This window comes from Marinicauda sp. Alg238-R41, assembly GCF_947331485.1.
GTDB classification, from domain to species: domain Bacteria; phylum Pseudomonadota; class Alphaproteobacteria; order Caulobacterales; family Maricaulaceae; genus Marinicauda; species Marinicauda pacifica.
This window is the reverse complement of the sequence record NZ_CAMZOJ010000001.1, coordinates 1,453,094-1,468,113: the sequence shown is the minus strand read 5'-3', so window position 1 is coordinate 1,468,113 and position 15,020 is coordinate 1,453,094. Positions and strand designations below refer to the sequence as shown.

The 15,020-nt window shown below is 65.2% G+C and carries 15 protein-coding genes and 1 tRNA gene; 7 read left to right on the top strand and 9 right to left on the bottom strand.

Annotated features, from left to right (window positions below; translation table 11 throughout):
- The first annotated feature begins 88 nt into the window (after window positions 1-88).
- Together PGP17_RS06980 and PGP17_RS06975 are read left to right on the top strand one after the other, a co-directional pair.
- Window positions 89-1,609: a glycosyltransferase gene (locus tag PGP17_RS06980; protein WP_270374754.1), complete on the top strand. Its 1,521-nt coding sequence runs from the start codon at window positions 89-91 to the stop codon at window positions 1,607-1,609.
- On the top strand, window positions 1,588-1,800 hold the full coding sequence (locus PGP17_RS06975; RefSeq protein WP_270374753.1) for a hypothetical protein: 213 nt from the start codon (window positions 1,588-1,590) through the stop codon (window positions 1,798-1,800). The genes PGP17_RS06980 and PGP17_RS06975 overlap by 22 nt, the downstream gene beginning before the upstream one ends.
- A 36-nt stretch (window positions 1,801-1,836) precedes the next feature.
- Here the strand turns inward: PGP17_RS06975 and PGP17_RS06970 are convergent, their stop codons facing one another.
- On the bottom strand, window positions 1,837-2,466 hold the full coding sequence (locus tag PGP17_RS06970; protein ID WP_270374752.1) for a YqaA family protein: 630 nt from the start codon (window positions 2,464-2,466) through the stop codon (window positions 1,837-1,839).
- A gap of 269 nt (window positions 2,467-2,735) precedes the next feature.
- Window positions 2,736-2,809 (bottom strand) — tRNA-Gly (locus tag PGP17_RS06965).
- Between the two features lie 146 nt (window positions 2,810-2,955).
- Between PGP17_RS06965 and PGP17_RS06960 the strand changes: the two genes are divergently transcribed.
- A complete protein-coding gene (locus PGP17_RS06960; RefSeq protein WP_270374751.1) occupies window positions 2,956-4,125 on the top strand; it encodes a porin in 1,170 nt (389 codons plus the stop codon).
- A gap of 90 nt (window positions 4,126-4,215) precedes the next feature.
- Window positions 4,216-5,157, top strand: coding sequence for a radical SAM protein (locus PGP17_RS06955; protein ID WP_270374750.1), 942 nt, complete (start codon window positions 4,216-4,218; stop codon window positions 5,155-5,157).
- A gap of 12 nt (window positions 5,158-5,169) precedes the next feature.
- Here PGP17_RS06955 and PGP17_RS06950 read toward each other — a convergent pair whose 3' ends face one another.
- The gene (locus tag PGP17_RS06950) at window positions 5,170-6,198 is read right to left on the bottom strand and encodes a 2'-deoxycytidine 5'-triphosphate deaminase (RefSeq protein WP_270374749.1); all 1,029 of its coding nucleotides are present in this window, start codon (window positions 6,196-6,198) and stop codon (window positions 5,170-5,172) included.
- A gap of 209 nt (window positions 6,199-6,407) precedes the next feature.
- Between PGP17_RS06950 and apaG the strand changes: the two genes are divergently transcribed.
- Window positions 6,408-6,800 carry a Co2+/Mg2+ efflux protein ApaG gene (gene apaG / locus PGP17_RS06945; RefSeq protein WP_270374748.1) on the top strand — a complete coding sequence of 131 codons (393 nt, stop codon included), beginning with the start codon at window positions 6,408-6,410 and terminating at the stop codon, window positions 6,798-6,800.
- 16 nt (window positions 6,801-6,816) lie between these two features.
- Window positions 6,817-8,274, top strand: a complete 1,458-nt coding sequence (locus PGP17_RS06940) for a TrkH family potassium uptake protein (RefSeq protein ID WP_270374747.1) — start codon at window positions 6,817-6,819, stop codon at window positions 8,272-8,274.
- Between the two features lie 175 nt (window positions 8,275-8,449).
- Here the strand turns inward: PGP17_RS06940 and PGP17_RS06935 are convergent, their stop codons facing one another.
- The 3 genes from PGP17_RS06935 to PGP17_RS06925 all read right to left on the bottom strand — a co-directional run bounded on the left by PGP17_RS06935 (window position 8,450) and on the right by PGP17_RS06925 (window position 11,530).
- Window positions 8,450-9,418 carry an Hsp33 family molecular chaperone gene (locus PGP17_RS06935; RefSeq protein WP_270374746.1) on the bottom strand — a complete coding sequence of 323 codons (969 nt, stop codon included), beginning with the start codon at window positions 9,416-9,418 and terminating at the stop codon, window positions 8,450-8,452.
- Between the two features lie 11 nt (window positions 9,419-9,429).
- Window positions 9,430-10,614 carry an aspartate aminotransferase family protein gene (locus PGP17_RS06930; RefSeq protein WP_135943232.1) on the bottom strand — a complete coding sequence of 395 codons (1,185 nt, stop codon included), beginning with the start codon at window positions 10,612-10,614 and terminating at the stop codon, window positions 9,430-9,432.
- A gap of 64 nt (window positions 10,615-10,678) precedes the next feature.
- Window positions 10,679-11,530: an ABC transporter permease gene (locus tag PGP17_RS06925; RefSeq protein WP_270374745.1), complete on the bottom strand. Its 852-nt coding sequence runs from the start codon at window positions 11,528-11,530 to the stop codon at window positions 10,679-10,681.
- 259 nt (window positions 11,531-11,789) lie between these two features.
- Here PGP17_RS06925 and PGP17_RS06920 point away from each other — a divergent pair, with 259 nt between their 5' ends.
- A complete protein-coding gene (locus PGP17_RS06920) occupies window positions 11,790-12,335 on the top strand; it encodes a GcrA family cell cycle regulator (protein WP_135943230.1) in 546 nt (181 codons plus the stop codon).
- Between the two features lie 89 nt (window positions 12,336-12,424).
- Here PGP17_RS06920 and PGP17_RS06915 read toward each other — a convergent pair whose 3' ends face one another.
- The 3 genes from PGP17_RS06915 to phoU all read right to left on the bottom strand — a co-directional run bounded on the left by PGP17_RS06915 (window position 12,425) and on the right by phoU (window position 14,974).
- Window positions 12,425-13,501 carry an aromatic ring-hydroxylating oxygenase subunit alpha gene (locus PGP17_RS06915; protein WP_270374744.1) on the bottom strand — a complete coding sequence of 359 codons (1,077 nt, stop codon included), beginning with the start codon at window positions 13,499-13,501 and terminating at the stop codon, window positions 12,425-12,427.
- Between the two features lie 79 nt (window positions 13,502-13,580).
- Window positions 13,581-14,267, bottom strand: a complete 687-nt coding sequence (gene phoB, locus PGP17_RS06910; protein ID WP_135943228.1) for a phosphate regulon transcriptional regulator PhoB — start codon at window positions 14,265-14,267, stop codon at window positions 13,581-13,583.
- 11 nt (window positions 14,268-14,278) lie between these two features.
- The gene (gene phoU, locus PGP17_RS06905) at window positions 14,279-14,974 is read right to left on the bottom strand and encodes a phosphate signaling complex protein PhoU (RefSeq protein ID WP_174234986.1); all 696 of its coding nucleotides are present in this window, start codon (window positions 14,972-14,974) and stop codon (window positions 14,279-14,281) included.
- Window positions 14,975-15,020 lie beyond the last annotated feature (46 nt).

Genomic DNA, 15,020 nt, shown 5'->3' with positions numbered 1-15,020 from the left:
TCCCCAAGACCAACGTCCGCACTGATTCGCGTTTTAAGAGAAACTCTGCTAGGCCGCTGCTATCACGAATTGGCGGCGAGGGTCGGGAGTGGACGAGGCTGGACAGCCGGGAACGGCATCCGCGCTGACTGGAATGGGCAAGGCGCCGCCGGCATTTCTGGTTGATCCGGCCGGTGCCGCCAAACTCGGCTATCGCCCCCCTCCACTCGATCCGCTTGATCTGGCCGACTCTGCCGCCCACGCCTTGTTCCAAACTCGCCCGCAACACAGCGCCCGGTCCGCGCTGAAGCCCTCCCCCGCCCTCGTCGCAGGACCAGGCCTGTTTTGCCTCGGTGTCGGCCTCGCCGCGCCCACCCTGTTCCAGAGCCTGATCCTCGCCCTGCTGCTTGCGGGCGTGACGGCCGCCCTGGTATGGCGGATCGTTGCCGCGCTGTGGGATGTACGCCCGGCACCGGCCCCTCCCCTGGCTGACGCTCGCCTTCCCCCAATCAGCGTGCTGGTTGCGTTGCATGACGAGGCGAGAGTCATTCCCGACCTGGTCACCTGTCTCGAGGCGCTCGATTATCCTGCCGAACAGCTTCAGATCCTGTTCGCAATCGAGGCGGACGATCACTCCACGTTGGTCGCGGCGCGCGCGGCGGTCCACCCAGACCGCATTGACATCCTCGCAATTCCCCCCATCGGGCCGCGAACCAAGCCGAAGGCCCTGAACTACGCGCTCAAATTCGCCACCGGGTCCCTGATCGCCGTCTACGACGCTGAAGACGCGCCCCATCCCTCGCAGCTCAAAGCGGCAGCCGCACATCTGGCGGCAGACGGCCGGCTGGGCTGCGTACAAGCGCCGCTGAGCTGGTATAATGGTCCCGACAACTGGCTGACCCGGCAGTTCCAGCTGGAGTATGCGGTCCAGTTTGCCGCCGTACTGCCTCTCCTCGCACGCTTCAACATGCCTCTGCCGCTGGGCGGTACAAGCAATGTCTTCCGGCGCGATGCCCTGGTCGCATGCGGGGCATGGGACCCGTTCAACGTGACCGAGGATGCCGATCTTGGCTTCAGAATGGCCCGCTATGGCTGGCGTGCCGGAATGATCGGCCCCGGGACACAGGAAGAAGCCCCGATCACGCTTACCGCGTGGCAGGCCCAGCGCAGCCGGTGGCTCAAGGGCCATCTGGTCAGCTGGCTCGTTCAGATGCGAGATCCTGCGGGGCTGGCGCGCACAGCCGGCCCCGGCGCGCTTGCCAGCTTGCAGCTCACACTGGGGTGGAATGTGATCAGCGCCCTGTTGCACGGGCCAAGCCTGGTATGGGCACTGGCAACGACGCTAGTGGGGCTCGCCGGTGCGCCGGGAGGTCCGGGACTGGGCCTGGCTGTGCTTCCCGCCGGCTATCTGACTGGGATGCTCAGCGCGGCCCTTGCGGCGCGCCGGACGGGAACCCAATTGCGCTGGCTGGATATTCTGACCATGCCCGCATACTGGGCCATGCAGACAGTCGCAATCGCGCGTGCCTTGCGGGAACTGGGCGCACGGCGCTATTGGTGGTCGAAGACCTCACATGGCGTCAGCGCGACGCGCCGGGAAGCGCCTGAATGGACCTCACCACCACCCTGATCATCCTCGGCGTCTGCGCTGCGGGGTTTGCATTCTCGGCTTGGCGGACAAGCCGACCGTCTGATCCGATCAAGGGGCCGCGCCTCATACCGTGGACCAGCCTGGCGATTCTCTTCGGCATGGGCGCATTGCTGATGCTGGTTCACGTTGCCAATATTGCCGGCATCGAAACGGGCCAGGGCCGCTTCTAGCCCGGCTTGCCAGGCGGGCCGCCCGGTATCGACAGCCTAAAGCCAAAGCGAAGCTGCAAGAGCGACCAGAAAGAGCGCGACAAAGAACCCGGTTGCCAGGTGCCGCCAGGGCGTCGGTCGGGCCCGCCACCATTCCATGAGCCGTTCGCCATAGAAAAACACCAGAACCGCCATCGCCGCGAAGCGCAGGCAGCGTCCACACAGAACCGCCAAGGCGAACACGGGTGCTGAAAGCCCTGCAAAACCGGCCGCCAGGCTGGTCAGCTGCACCGGCACCGGTGTCAGCATCGCCACAAAAACGGCCAAACCGCCGCGCAACTCCAGCCGGGCGCGGACCTCGTCAAGATCGGAGGCGAACTCGGGCCGGGCTGTCACCCAGGCCTCGACCAATCCAGCCGCAATACCAGCGATCGCGAACACCGCCATCGCCCCGGCCGCCGACCCGAGGGCGGTGGCCAGCGCCGCAGGAAACACATGTTTGCGGCCACGCAGCATCTCGGCCAGTAGCGGAAACTCGATCGGCCAGGGGAAAATTGCCGATTCCAGAAAAGAGCCGAAAAACAGGGCCGGAAGGGCCCAGCCCCGGCGCGCAGCACGCCCCATTCGCCAGCGCCACACGCGCAAGCGCCGACGAAAGCAGCTTCTGCGCGCCACCTCCTTGCGCAATCCAGCCGATGAAGGGGCTTTCTCAGTCATCGGCCCAACATGGACCCGGGCGGCCTTGCGAGCCAGCCGCGCGCCCGCTCTCGCACAGGTCGGCAATCTGGCCATCGCCATTGCAAGCGCACACCTGCGCCAAAAGTCCAGAACTGGCTCCTGTCCGCTTGCCGGGCGGGAGCTCTTTTTTTGCCGCGTCGGAAGCTTGGCACCTGCCAAGAGTATCGAGCCGGGTGCCTCTGCCGGGCGCGCGTCTGCGCGCAGTCGCGAGGACCGTCTGGAGCGGGTGAAGGGAATCGAACCCTCGTCGTAAGCTTGGGAAGCTTCTGCTCTACCATTGAGCTACACCCGCGAGGTGACAGAGATTTACCACAAAACCACACAGCGGCAACATGCAGGCGCGGCGTCCGAGGCTGTGCTCCGCAGGCATCTTGGAGGAACCGGGCCGGGGTCGTGCGCGCTTTGTCAACACGATCAGCAGCCGCCCCGGGAGCCTCCATGCGCCTCCTTTGCGTCTCCGGCCTCGCTCTGGCCGGCCTGTGTGCGCCCGCCCATGCCCAACTCGTGGAAATCGGCCCGCTCGACGTGGGGGGCGCGATCCGTGTCAACGTGCTCGACAAGAGCTGGGAGACGCGGTCCAACCGCTTCCCGCGCGCCGATGCAGAGTTCGACACGGCTCGGCTCGATCTCGGGCTGGACACCGGGACGGGACTGATCGGCTCGGCGCAGTGGCGGGTGTATTATTACGACGAAACCGAACGCTTCACCTCGTTTCCCCACCACGCCTGGCTCGGCTTTGAGAACGAGCGCCTCGGTACGGTGAAGGCAGGAATCCAGCAAGTCCCCTTCGGTCTCACCCCATACGCAGCCAACAGCTATTTCTTCTCCATCGCTTACTATGTGGGCCTCGAGGATGACTACGACCTCGGACTCAGCTGGTCGCAGAGGCAGGGCGACTGGACCCTCGATCTTGCATATTTCCTCGCCGATGAGGGCGACTGGGCCGGAGAAAGCCAGGACAGCGCACGCTACTCATACGACCTCGTAGACGAACTGGGCCGAACCGACAGCGAGACCGGCCAGCTCAACCTGCGCACCACCTGGTCCTCGATCGGGGAGGACTCCAACGGGCTCGAGCTCGGCGCCTCGCTGCAGGCCGGGCTCATCGCAAACGAGGTCACGGACGATGACGGGCACCACCTGGCCGGCGCGGTCCATGCCCGCTGGCGCCACGACCGGTTCGAGGCGAAGCTGCAGGCGACCGCTTACGACTATGCGCTCGAAAGCCCGCCGGGCGCGCGCGACGATGTCGTCGTGATGGGCGCCTACGACTTTCCCTACGAGGTCGCAGCAGACGGGCGCATCTGGTCGGCCGCCCTGTCCTACGACGTCCCGCTGACCAGGAACTGGATGACCCGCTGGCTCGACAGCCTCACCGTCTACGAAGATTTCAGTGTGCTGACGAAATCGAGCGGCGACTTCGACGCCTCCTACCATAACGTCCTCGGCGCTGCGTTCGACGTCAAAGGCCCGTTCTTCATCTATGCCGACTTCGCGGCGGGCAAGAACAATGCCTGGATCGGCCCGAATTTTTCCGACGCGCTTGCCGGTGGCGGCGCGGGCGAGTGGGAGCGCCGGCTCAACATCAATATCGGAGCGTATTTCTGAACCTCGATCACCTCTGCGTCAGATGCGTTGAGACGGGCCCGCCAGCGAACTAGGTTCAATGGCTCGCGACACGAAGGCCCTTTGCCGTCCATGAATCATCCTCTCCCGATTGCCCCTTTTTCCGATCCCGATGTCACGGCCAGGGGCGAAGCGCGCGCAAGCGTCGCCTTCGACACCCTTCAGACGCTCTGGTTCAACACCGGCACGCTGTGCAATATCGAGTGCGCGCACTGCTATATCGAGAGCTCACCGACGAATGACCGGCTGAGCTATCTGAGCGCGCGCGAGGTCGCCGCCTATCTGGACGAGATCGACGTCATGGGCCTCGGCCCGGTCGAGATCGGATTTACCGGCGGCGAGCCCTTCATGAATCCCGACATGGCCGCCATGGCCGAGGATGCGCTTGAGCGCGGGCACGAGGTGCTGATCCTCACCAACGCCATGAAGCCCATGATGCGGCCCAGGGTTCAGGATGCGCTGCTTCGCCTGAACGAACGCTTCGGTTCGCGCCTCACCCTGCGCATCAGCCTGGATCATTTCGAGCCGGCCAACCATGACGCGGAGCGTGGAGCCGGCACGTTCGAGGTGACGCTTGAAGGAATGATCTGGCTTGCCCGCAACGGCTTCACGCTCAGCGCCGCAGGCCGCCGCCTGTTCGATGAGGACGAGGCCGTGACGCGGGCCGGCTTCAAGCTGCTGTTTGCCGAGCACGCCATCGCCATCGATGCTCACGATCGCGCGGCGCTGGTGATCTTCCCCGAGATGGACCCGAGCGGTCACCCGCCGGAGATCACCACCGCATGCTGGGACATTCTGGGCAAGTCGCCGCGCGAGGTGATGTGCGCCAGCAGCCGCATGGTCGTCAAACGCAAGGGCGATAACGCGCCGATGGTGCTGGCCTGTACCCTCATCCCGTATGACGAAGCGTTCGAAACCGGGCGCTCGCTGGCCGCATCGCTCAAACCGGTCAAGTTGAACCACCGCTTCTGCGCGCAATTCTGCGTGCTGGGCGGAGCAAGCTGTTCGGCCTGAAGCCGGAAGGTTCTAAGCGCCCCAGCCGCTGAAATGCTTGGAGAGCTTCAGGCCCTGCGCCTGATAGTTCGAGCCGGATCGGCCATAAGGCGTGTTTACGCTGTCGGCCATCGGCTCGTAGACGAGCTTGGCCACCGGCTGGCCGTGCTCGAGAATGAACGGCACGTCCCGGCCCCGCACTTCCAGCACGGCCCGGGAGCCCTTGCCGCCGGCACGTTCCACGCCGAAACCGGGGTCGAAGAAACCGGCATAATGGGCCCGGAACTCGCCGATCTCCGGCGCGATGGGCGCCATTTCGGCGGCCTCGTGCAGCGGTATCTCCACCGCCTCGCGGCTTGCCAGGATGTAAAACTCACCCGGATCAAGGACGATATATCCGTCTGCGGCATAGATCGGCTCCCAGAAGGCGGCCGGCGCATGTCCGCCGACCTTCTTCAGGTCGACCAGCGGGCTGTGGCGCTTGGCGCGGTAGCCGATCGGCCCGCCATTATGGGGCTTGAGATCCACCGATAGCGTCACCGAACGCGTGCCCGCATGTGCCCCGCGGCGCAGACGCGCCTGCACGAGCCGGTCGCCGGGCCGGGCCAGCACCGAAAACGTGCGCGGACAGATTTCCACGTAGAGCGGCCCCTGATACCCGGTCGGCAATTGATCGAACGCTTCCGCGCCGTCTCCGATGACGCGCGTGAATACGTCGAGCCGGCCCGTTGAACTCTTCGGGTTCATCGCCGCTGCGATGTCGGCCGGCAACGACAGCGATTCCTGCAATTCAGCCAGGTAGACACAGCCGGTTTCCAGCACAGACCCTTCGCCCAGCATGATCTGGTGCATGGTAAAGGCGCCATCCAGGCGTTCGGCCACGCTGCGTCCGCTGCCGGGCAGGAAGGACGCGCGCAGGCGCCAGGCCCGCTCGCCGAGGCGCAGGTCCAGGCTCGCAGGCTGGATCTGATCGCTATCGAGTGCCGAGTGCGCGCGGATCGCCCCGTCCTGGTGGAAGCGGGCCAGCGCGGCGTCGGGCAGGATGCCGGTCGTGTCGGTCATGGCGGTGCGGGATCCGTGGTTGAGAACCGAAGAATGGAATCGGCTGGACGCCGGGACCGGACAGCTTTCCGGCCCGGCCGCCCCCTGTCTACCCGCAATGTCCACCCGTTCGGCGCGTGCATGATGGGGGCGTGTGAGGCGCAGCCCTTGAGTATAAGCACGTCTGGGTGTCTGATCGCGCCTCACACTGCCCGGCGGAGCGCCCACCCATGTACAAGACCGAGACCCGCGGCGTCGTCATCAAGGTCGAGCCCGACTTTCTGGAAGACGAGTCCGAGCCCGCCGAAGCCCGGTTCATCTGGGCTTACACGATCGAGATCGAAAACACCGGCGATGACACCGTTCAGCTGCTGAGCCGGGAGTGGGAAATCACCGATGCCCGCGGCCGCACCGAGATCGTGCGCGGCGAAGGCGTGGTCGGCGAGCAACCCGTGCTCAAACCCGGCGAGCGGTTCCGCTACACATCAGGCGCGCCATTGACGACCGCTTCGGGTTTCATGCGCGGCTGCTATACGATGGAGTCCAGCGCCGGAGACCGGTTCAGTGCGGCGATTCCCGCCTTCGCGCTCGACACGCCGTACTCGGCCCTGACCGTACACTGACCCTGAAAGCAGAGCTGTGAACGATTCGACCCGCACCGTTCTGTTGGTTCTCGGGGTGCTGCTGGCAGCGCTGTCGGTGGCCAAGCTCGTTCCCGCCATCGTCGATCTCAACTCCGATGCGCAATCGGCCCACGCCTTTCTCGGATCGGCTGCGGTGACGGGCTTCGTCGGCGTGACGCTGATCTTGATGATGCGGGGCGGCGGTCGGAACCTGACGGCGCGCGGCGCGATTCTGGTGACCGGCGGTTCGTGGGCCGTCCTGTCGGTGGCGGCCGCCGTGCCGCTGAAGCTTGCGGTCGGCGACATGAGCTGGACCGACGCCCTGTTCGAGGCGACTTCGGGCATGACCACCACCGGCGCGACGGTCATGACCAATCTTCAGGACCAGCCCGCCGGCGTGCTGATCTGGCGTTCCATCCTGCAATGGATTGGCGGCATCGGGATCATCGTGACCGCGATGGCCATCTGGCCGATGCTCGGCATTGGCGGCATGCAGCTCTTCCGGCTGGAAAACTCCGACAAGTCCGACAAGGCCCTGCCGCGCGCCGGCCAGATCGCGGCAGCCGTCGGCATCATCTATCTGGTCCTCACCTTCATCTGCTTCCTGGCCTATATCGCGACCGACATGACTCCGTTCGATGCCGCGGCCCACGCGATGACCACCGTGGCTACGGGCGGGTTCTCAACCCATGACGGATCGATCGGCGCTTTTACCGATGGCGGTTCGGACATCGTCGCCCTTGTCTTCATGATCCTGTCCGCCCTGCCCTTCGTGCTCTACCTGCGCGCGGCCCAGGGCCGGCCGGACCGCCTCTGGGTCGATCCCCAGGTGCGCGGCTTCCTGGCCGTCGCCGGAGCCGCCATCACCGTGTTGACGGTCTGGATTCTGGTTCACGAGCCCCCGGCCAGCGGACAACTTCCCGCGTGGCGCCTCGCCTCGGTCAACGCCATCTCCATCATGACCGGCACAGGCTACGCCACGGCCGATTTCAGTCTGTGGGGTGGCGGAGCGGTCGGGATTTTCTTCTGTCTGATGTTCATCGGCGGCTGCGCCGGATCGACCACCTGCTCGGTGAAGATCTTCCGTTACCAGATCGCGGCGGGCGCAATCGGCCGCCACATCGAACGTCAGGCGCGGCCGCACGTGGTCAGGCCGGTGCGCTATGGCGGCAAGGCGCTCGACCCCGACGCGGTGCGCTCGGTGATGAGCTTCTTCTTCATCTTCTTCGCCACCTGGGTGGTTGCCGCCGCCCTGCTCTCCTTGATCGGCCTGGACCCGGTGACGGCCATCTCGGGCGCGGCCACCAGCATCGCCAATGTGGGACCGGGCCTCGGACCGATCATCGGCCCGGCCGGCACGTTCAAGCCCCTGCCCGACGCGGCCAAATGGGTGATGATCGTGACGATGCTGATCGGCCGGCTCGAGGTCTTCACCATGCTGGTGCTCCTCACCCCGGGCTTCTGGCGGCGGTAGGGCGTGTACGCGGCTCGTAACGCAACGCTTTCCGGGGGGCAGGCACCTGGATACTCTGGAACGCCGCCATCATTCGGTGGCGCCCTGTCCTCTCTGGGTTCCAGGTCTTATTACATTCGCCGGGGAGCAAGAATCCTTGGAGCGACGCGCCCGCCTGCAAGAGCGTCCAAGGCTCCTAACGCCCCGCGGCTTCCACCTCGTCAGGCGCGAACTTCCACGCCTTGTTGCAGTATTCGCAGGTCATCACGATCTTGCCGTCCTCGGCCATGTAGTCGCGGTCTTCGGGCGGGAAGCTGGCGAGGATGCGCTTCAGGCGTTCGGCCTCGCAGGTGCAGCGCTTTGTGACCTCGCGTTCGGATTGCACGCGCACCCCGTCCTCGTGGAAGAGGCGGTAGAGCAGGCGCCCGGTCGTCACCTCCGGGTCGAGCAGCTCGGCGTCCTCGGTCGTGTCGAAGAGCGCGCGCACATGATCAAAATCGGCGTCCTCGCTGGCGCGTGTCTCATCGCCGGCCAGGCGCTGGATCATGGCCCCGCCTGCGCGCCAGGCGCGCGTATCGCCGGAATAGTGCTCGCCGACGGCCAGCTTGATCCGGGTGTGAAGCTGTTCGGACTGGTAGAAATAATGCTCAGCGCAGGCCGCAAGCGAGGGACCGTCCAGCGAGACAACACCCTGATAGGGCGCCATGTCGGTGCCCTGGTCGATCGTCATGGCAAAATGGCCTTCGCCCAGCAGTTTCTGGGCACCGGGGCGCGGACCGTGTTCGGCCTCGACCGCCTTGACGCGCTCGGCGTTGAACTTGGCAAAGCCGCGTACGCCCTCGCCGGCCGTATAGTCGGCCACCACGAAGCTCACCGCGCCCTTGCCTTCGATGCCGCCGGGATTGGCGTTCGTGCCGGAGGCCTGGATGATCAGCCGGCCTTCGAACTTCATCGAGTCCCCGATCAACAGGGCCAGCAGCACCGCCTCGCCCGTCAGGGCCGCGACCGACGCGGGATAGTCATGGGCTGACAGGATTTCGTCGATGACCGGGCCCAGGCGGGCGACCCGCCCGCGCACGGGCAGATCGTCCAGCTGGAAACCGCAGACGCTATCGTCCTTACCGCCCAGGTCGTCGGGACCGGGCGCCGTGGTGTCGAGAGCCATACAAACTCCGTTTAACCGGGCTTCAGCTCGCTCAAGGCGGCGTCGAGCGCCTCGACGGCCTGGCGGGCATGCGCCTCTTCAATGATGAGCGGGGGAGCCATGCGCAGGACATTGTCCCCCGCCGCGCCCATCAGCAGATGGTGATCGCGCGCGTGCTTTGCCAGCGTCTTGTTCACATAGCCCTCACGCAGCTTCAGTCCGAGCAGGAGGCCGCGCCCGCGCACCTCTTCCACTTTGTCTGAATGGCTGTCCTTTAGCCCTTGCAGCTGCTGGCCGAGGAAGTTGGCAACCTCGTTCACATGGTCGAGGAAACCCGGCTTGGTCAGCTCGTCATAGACGACATTGCCGACCGCCATGGCGAGCGGGTTGCCGCCGAAGGTCGAACCGTGCGTGCCGACGACCATGTGCTCGCCGCAGGCATCGGTGGCGAGGCAGGCGCCCATCGGGAAACCGCCGCCGACACCCTTGGCCACGGCCATGATGTCCGGCTGCGCGCTACCCGCCCACTGGTGCGCCCACAGCTTGCCGGTGCGCCCGGCGCCCGACTGGACCTCATCGTAGATCAGAAGCAGTTCGCGCTCGTCACACAGCTCGCGCAAGCCGCGCAGGCACACATCGGGAATGGCACGCACGCCGCCTTCGCCCTGCACCGGCTCGACACAGATCGCCGCGGTCTCCTCGGTGATGGCCGCTTTCAGCGCATCGTGATCGCCGAACTCGACCTGGTCGAAGCCCTCCATGCGCGGACCGAAGCCTTCGAGGTATTTCGGATTGCCGCCCGCATTGATCGCACCATAGCTGCGGCCGTGGAAGGCGCCGGTGAAGGTGACGATGCGGTACTTGTCCGGCCGGCCCCTGGAATACCAGTAGTGGCGCGCGGCCTTCAGCGCGCATTCCATCGCCTCGGTGCCCGAATTGGTGAAGAAGACGCGGTCGGCGAAGCTGTCGCGGCAATACTTCTCCGCCAGCTCGATCTGGCCGGGCACGCGGAACATGTTGGAGGTGTGCCACAGCTTGTCGGCCTGGTCCTTGAGCGCCTGGACGGCCTTGGGATGGCGGTGGCCCAGCGCGTTGACCGCAATGCCGGCGATGAAGTCGAGATACTTGTCCCCGTTCTGGTCGAACAGGTAGACGCCCTCGCCGGACACAAAGGTCTCTTTGGGCGGCGAATAGGTCTCCATCAGCGGCTTGGGCATGAACGGCTCCGTGGTCTCTAAAGAATGGGGATCAGAACAGGCTGCAAGGTGTAGGCCTGCCCGCCTAGCTCTTCAAGCGCCACCCGGTCCGCAGCACCAGATAACTCGCCGCGCCCAGCACGACATTCAGCGCCAGCAGGATCGCCACGCCGATCGCCAGATTGCCGTCGTGATAGCCGGTAAAGCCGTAGCGGAAGCCGTCGATCATGTAGAAGACCGGATTGAAATGGCTGATCGTCTGGAACGGCTCGGGCAGGATGGTGATCGAGTAGAACGTGCCCGACAGGAAGGCGAGCGGCATGATGATGAAGTTGGTGATCACCGCCAGATGGTCGAACTTCTCCGCCCACACGCCGGCAATCATTCCGACCATGCCCAGCACGCTCGCGGTCCCCAGCCCGTAGAAGGCAACCGCCAGGGGATGGGCGATGCCCACCCGCACGAAAGGCTCGATCACCAGGGCCGTGGCAGCAGCCACCAGCACGCCGCGCGTCATCGCGCCGGTGATGAAGGCGACGGCGAGCTCGGCCGGCGAGATCGGCGGCATCAGGAAGTCGACTGAATTGCCCTGGACCTTCGCCACGATGATGGAGGAGGACGAATTGGCGAACGCGTTGTTGATCAGCGCCATCATGACGAGGCCGGGCGCCAGGAAGGCGGTGAACGGCACCCCGCCCACATCTCCGCGCCGCGCCCCGAGTGCGAGCGCAAATACCGTCATGAAGAGCAGCGTGGTCGCGACCGGGGCCAGGATCGTCTGGAAGCTGACCTTCAGAAACCGGTGCACTTCCTTCTTGTAGAGCGTCCATAGTCCCAGCCAGTTGACGGCGCCGATCTTGCGCGGCTCGGGCGCGCCGCGGATCTCGAGCGTATCGGACATCTGTGCGGAGTCTGTCGAACCGGCTTGCTCAGTCATGGGCGACTCCCTTTAGACGCTGGCCTCATGCGCGTGTGCCCTTCGTCTAGCATGGGTCCGCAAACCTTGGCGACATGCACCGCAGCCGAGTTATCCACGGCCGAATCATTGCGGCATCTTGTGCCCGAACCATTCCCGGATACTGTATCTGGTGTCAGCCCCAAGATGTTGGGGCCCGGGACGTTCTACTTACCATAACTTGTGGATAAGTCGAACTTCCGGCTGGAAGAATAGCGTAACAGGCGAGGAGCGCACCGCCATGGCTTGGACCGACGAACGTGTTGAAACTCTAAAGAAACTTTGGGGCGATGGCCTGAGCGCAAGCCAGATCGCCAAGCAGCTGGGCGGCGTTACCCGCAACGCCGTTATCGGCAAGGTGCACCGGCTGGGCCTGTCCGGCCGCGCGGCACCCTCGCGTCCGGCCCGGCACCCGGAAGCCAAACCGGCTCCGCGTCCGCGCGCACAGCCGGCCGCCCCGGCCAAGGCCCAGCAGGCCAAACCCGCGACACCCGCACAGTCGGTCGTGCGCGCGGAGGCCGCTGCCCCGGTTGAGGCCGAGCGCCTTGCCAGCGGCGAGTACGCGACCGTGCTCACCTTGAAGGACTCCATGTGTAAATGGCCGATCGGCGACCCGGCCGACAACACCTTCCGCTTCTGCGGACGCAAATCGACCCCGGGTCAGGCCTATTGCGACGCGCACGCCCAGATGGCTTACCAGCCGCAGGCCAAGCGCAAGCGCAAGCCGGCCGACGACGCGCGCGCAGTGCTCGACAATCTTCAGGGCGCCCGCAAGGTGAACTTCTAGACCTTGGAACCTAAGGTTCAGCCCCGAACCGAAAAGCCCGGAACCTCGAGTGGTTCCGGGCTTTCTTTTTGTCCGCTCAAACTGGCGCGCTAGCTGCGCCAACGCAGCGTCGTTTCCTCTTTCAGCGGGTGATCGAAACGCTGCGGGTCGCCCTCCGCCTCCGCCCAGGCCTTCTTGGACCGGAAATACCAGCGCGCCTGGGTGTCCGCGTCCGGGATCAGCATCAGCCTTGGGTCGAACTTCAGCCCCTCATTCTGCTTGCGGATGATCCGCTTGTCCTGATCCAGGAAGGCGCGGCTGAAGAAGGATAGCGCCGGCTTGAGCACGCTCAGCACCGGATGGTCCCAGAACAGCATCTGGATGACCTGGGTGCGCGACTCTTCGATCGGCGTCACCATCGTCAGCGAGGTGACGAAGCGTTTGCCGACCTGGATATGTTCGGTGCGGATGCCGGGCAGCAGGAATTTGATCTCGGTCACCGGCTGGCCACCCAGTATCTTGTAGGCCGCCGAGTTGCTCGACGGCGCATGGCTCAGCATGACCCAGCCCAGATCGGTCGGGGCGAAACGCTTGCTCTTGTCATAGGTCGACTTCGACGTGCGCCAGTACCAGGACTGGTGCACATACGGCCCGTGCGCCGGGTCCATGAGGCCCAGGATCGCATTGTCGATATTGCAGTCGAAGGTCACCACGTAGGTGAAATTCGGCCCCCGTCCGCCTGCGCCTGGAATATCGGGCGCCTCGAAAGCGGGCTCGGGCGTGGTATCGGCCAGTTGGGGGCCTTCCACCGGGCCGGACGCCATGAACACCCAGATCAGGCCGTTCTTTTCCTGGACGGGGTATTTGCGCACCCGGATCCTGGCAATGTCCATCTCCTGGCCTTCGACCAGGGAGGGGATGGCGGTACAGCGCCCGTGCGCGCCGAAGCGCCAGCCATGGTAGGCGCATTCCACCTCGCGGGCGCCGTTGACCATGCGTCCGGCGGTCAGCGGGATACCCCGGTGGGGACAGATGTCGCGAAGGGCGAAGGGCGTACCGTCCCCCTCGCGCCCGAACAGAATGGGCTGACCCATGATGATGCGGCGCACGAGCTTTCCCGTCTTCAGCTCCGCCGCAGGCAGAGCGCCGTACCAGAGGTCTTTCAGGAAGGTGTCGGTTTCGGTCATGCAGGCTCATCCGCGTGTTCGGGGCAAGCCTGACTAGCGCGTCCCATCCATCCCCGCCAGTGCCCGGCGCTCAATCGACCTAGACTGCGTTCAGCGCATAGCCGGCCGAACGGACCGTGCGGATCGGGTCGGGACCGTCCATCTTGCCGAGCGCCTTGCGAAGCCGGCCGATATGCACGTCCACCGTTCGCGCCTCGACATAGACATCCGCGCCCCAGACCGCATCGAGAAGCTGCTCGCGCGAGAACACGCGCCCCGGGTGCTGCATCAGATAGTCCAGCAGGCGGAACTCGGTCGGACCCAAATGGACTTCCTGGCCCTGGCGCAGCACGCGGTGGGACACACGGTCGATCGTGATGTCGCCGTGGCTGACCTTGTCCTCGGCCAGACCCGGCCGGATGCGGCGCAGAACGGCGCGAACACGCGCGAACAATTCCTGCATCAGGAAGGGCTTGGTCACATAGTCGTCGGCCCCGGTGTCCAGCCCCCGGATCCGGTCGGCCTCCTCGCCGCGGGCCGTCAGCATGATGATGGGCAGGTTGCGCGTCTCCTGGCGCGACCGCAGGCGGCGGCAGACCTCGATGCCGGAAATCTTCGGCAACATCCAGTCCAGCAGGACCACGTCCGGCTGGCGTTCGTCGACCAGCATCATCGCCTCTTCGCCATCGGCGGCCAGCGATACCCGGAAGCCTTCCTTTTTCAGATTATACTGAAGCAGTTCGGCGAGTGCATCTTCGTCTTCAACAACCAGTACGTGCGGCGTCATGGCCCCGTCCCCTACTCTGGCAGTTCAGGGCGCGGGCCTCTGGGGCGTTCGCCCTTCAGCTCGTTGCCCGTCACGACATAATGAATCACCTCGGCGATGTTCGTGGCGTGATCGCCGATACGTTCGAGATTCTTCGCCACGAAAAGGAGGTGTGCCCCCGGTCCGACGACGCTGGGGTCCTCCATCATCTGCGCGATCACATCGCGAAACAGCGCGTTGTAATGCTCGTCCACATCCTCATCGCGCTCCCAGACACCCACGGCGCTCGCCGTCTCTCCGGTGGCGTAGGCGTCGAGGACCTGATGCAAATGGCCCTGCACCAGAAGGCCCATGCGTTCGACGGCCGGGGTGAGCGGCAATGGATCGGACTTGATCAGCACGCGGGTCCGGCGCGCGATGGACTTGGCCAGATCGCCGGTCCGCTCCAGGTCCGCGACGATTTTCAGCGCCGCGATCACAGAGCGCAGATCGCTCGCCATCGGCTGGCGCAGGGCCAGCAGGCGGATGATCTGCTTCTCGATCTCACGCTGCATCTTGTCGATCTCGGCATCGGCCTCGATCACCTGTTCGGCCAGCTCCGCGTCGCGGTTGATGACCGCCTGCATCGCACTTGCGACGGCGTTCTCGGCCAGGCCGCCCATGACCGACACGTCCGCGGAGAGCTTTTCCAGCTCGTCGGAGAAGGCCTTCACGGTGTGTTTCATCAAATCGTTCATGACGAACGCCTTTTTTGCTGACGCGGGAGAAGGCTCG

Coding starts and splice junctions, on each gene's coding strand:
- PGP17_RS06925 (WP_270374745.1), bottom strand. CDS start 11,530: ATGACTGAGCAAGCCGGTTCGACAGACTCCGCACAGATGTCCGATACG.
- PGP17_RS06955 (WP_270374750.1), top strand. CDS start 4,216: ATGAATCATCCTCTCCCGATTGCCCCTTTTTCCGATCCCGATGTCACG.
- PGP17_RS06950 (WP_270374749.1), bottom strand. CDS start 6,198: ATGACCGACACGACCGGCATCCTGCCCGACGCCGCGCTGGCCCGCTTC.
- PGP17_RS06935 (WP_270374746.1), bottom strand. CDS start 9,418: ATGGCTCTCGACACCACGGCGCCCGGTCCCGACGACCTGGGCGGTAAG.
- apaG (WP_270374748.1), top strand. CDS start 6,408: ATGTACAAGACCGAGACCCGCGGCGTCGTCATCAAGGTCGAGCCCGAC.
- PGP17_RS06975 (WP_270374753.1), top strand. CDS start 1,588: ATGGACCTCACCACCACCCTGATCATCCTCGGCGTCTGCGCTGCGGGG.
- PGP17_RS06960 (WP_270374751.1), top strand. CDS start 2,956: ATGCGCCTCCTTTGCGTCTCCGGCCTCGCTCTGGCCGGCCTGTGTGCG.
- PGP17_RS06915 (WP_270374744.1), bottom strand. CDS start 13,501: ATGACCGAAACCGACACCTTCCTGAAAGACCTCTGGTACGGCGCTCTG.
- phoB (WP_135943228.1), bottom strand. CDS start 14,267: ATGACGCCGCACGTACTGGTTGTTGAAGACGAAGATGCACTCGCCGAA.
- PGP17_RS06930 (WP_135943232.1), bottom strand. CDS start 10,614: ATGCCCAAGCCGCTGATGGAGACCTATTCGCCGCCCAAAGAGACCTTT.
- PGP17_RS06920 (WP_135943230.1), top strand. CDS start 11,790: ATGGCTTGGACCGACGAACGTGTTGAAACTCTAAAGAAACTTTGGGGC.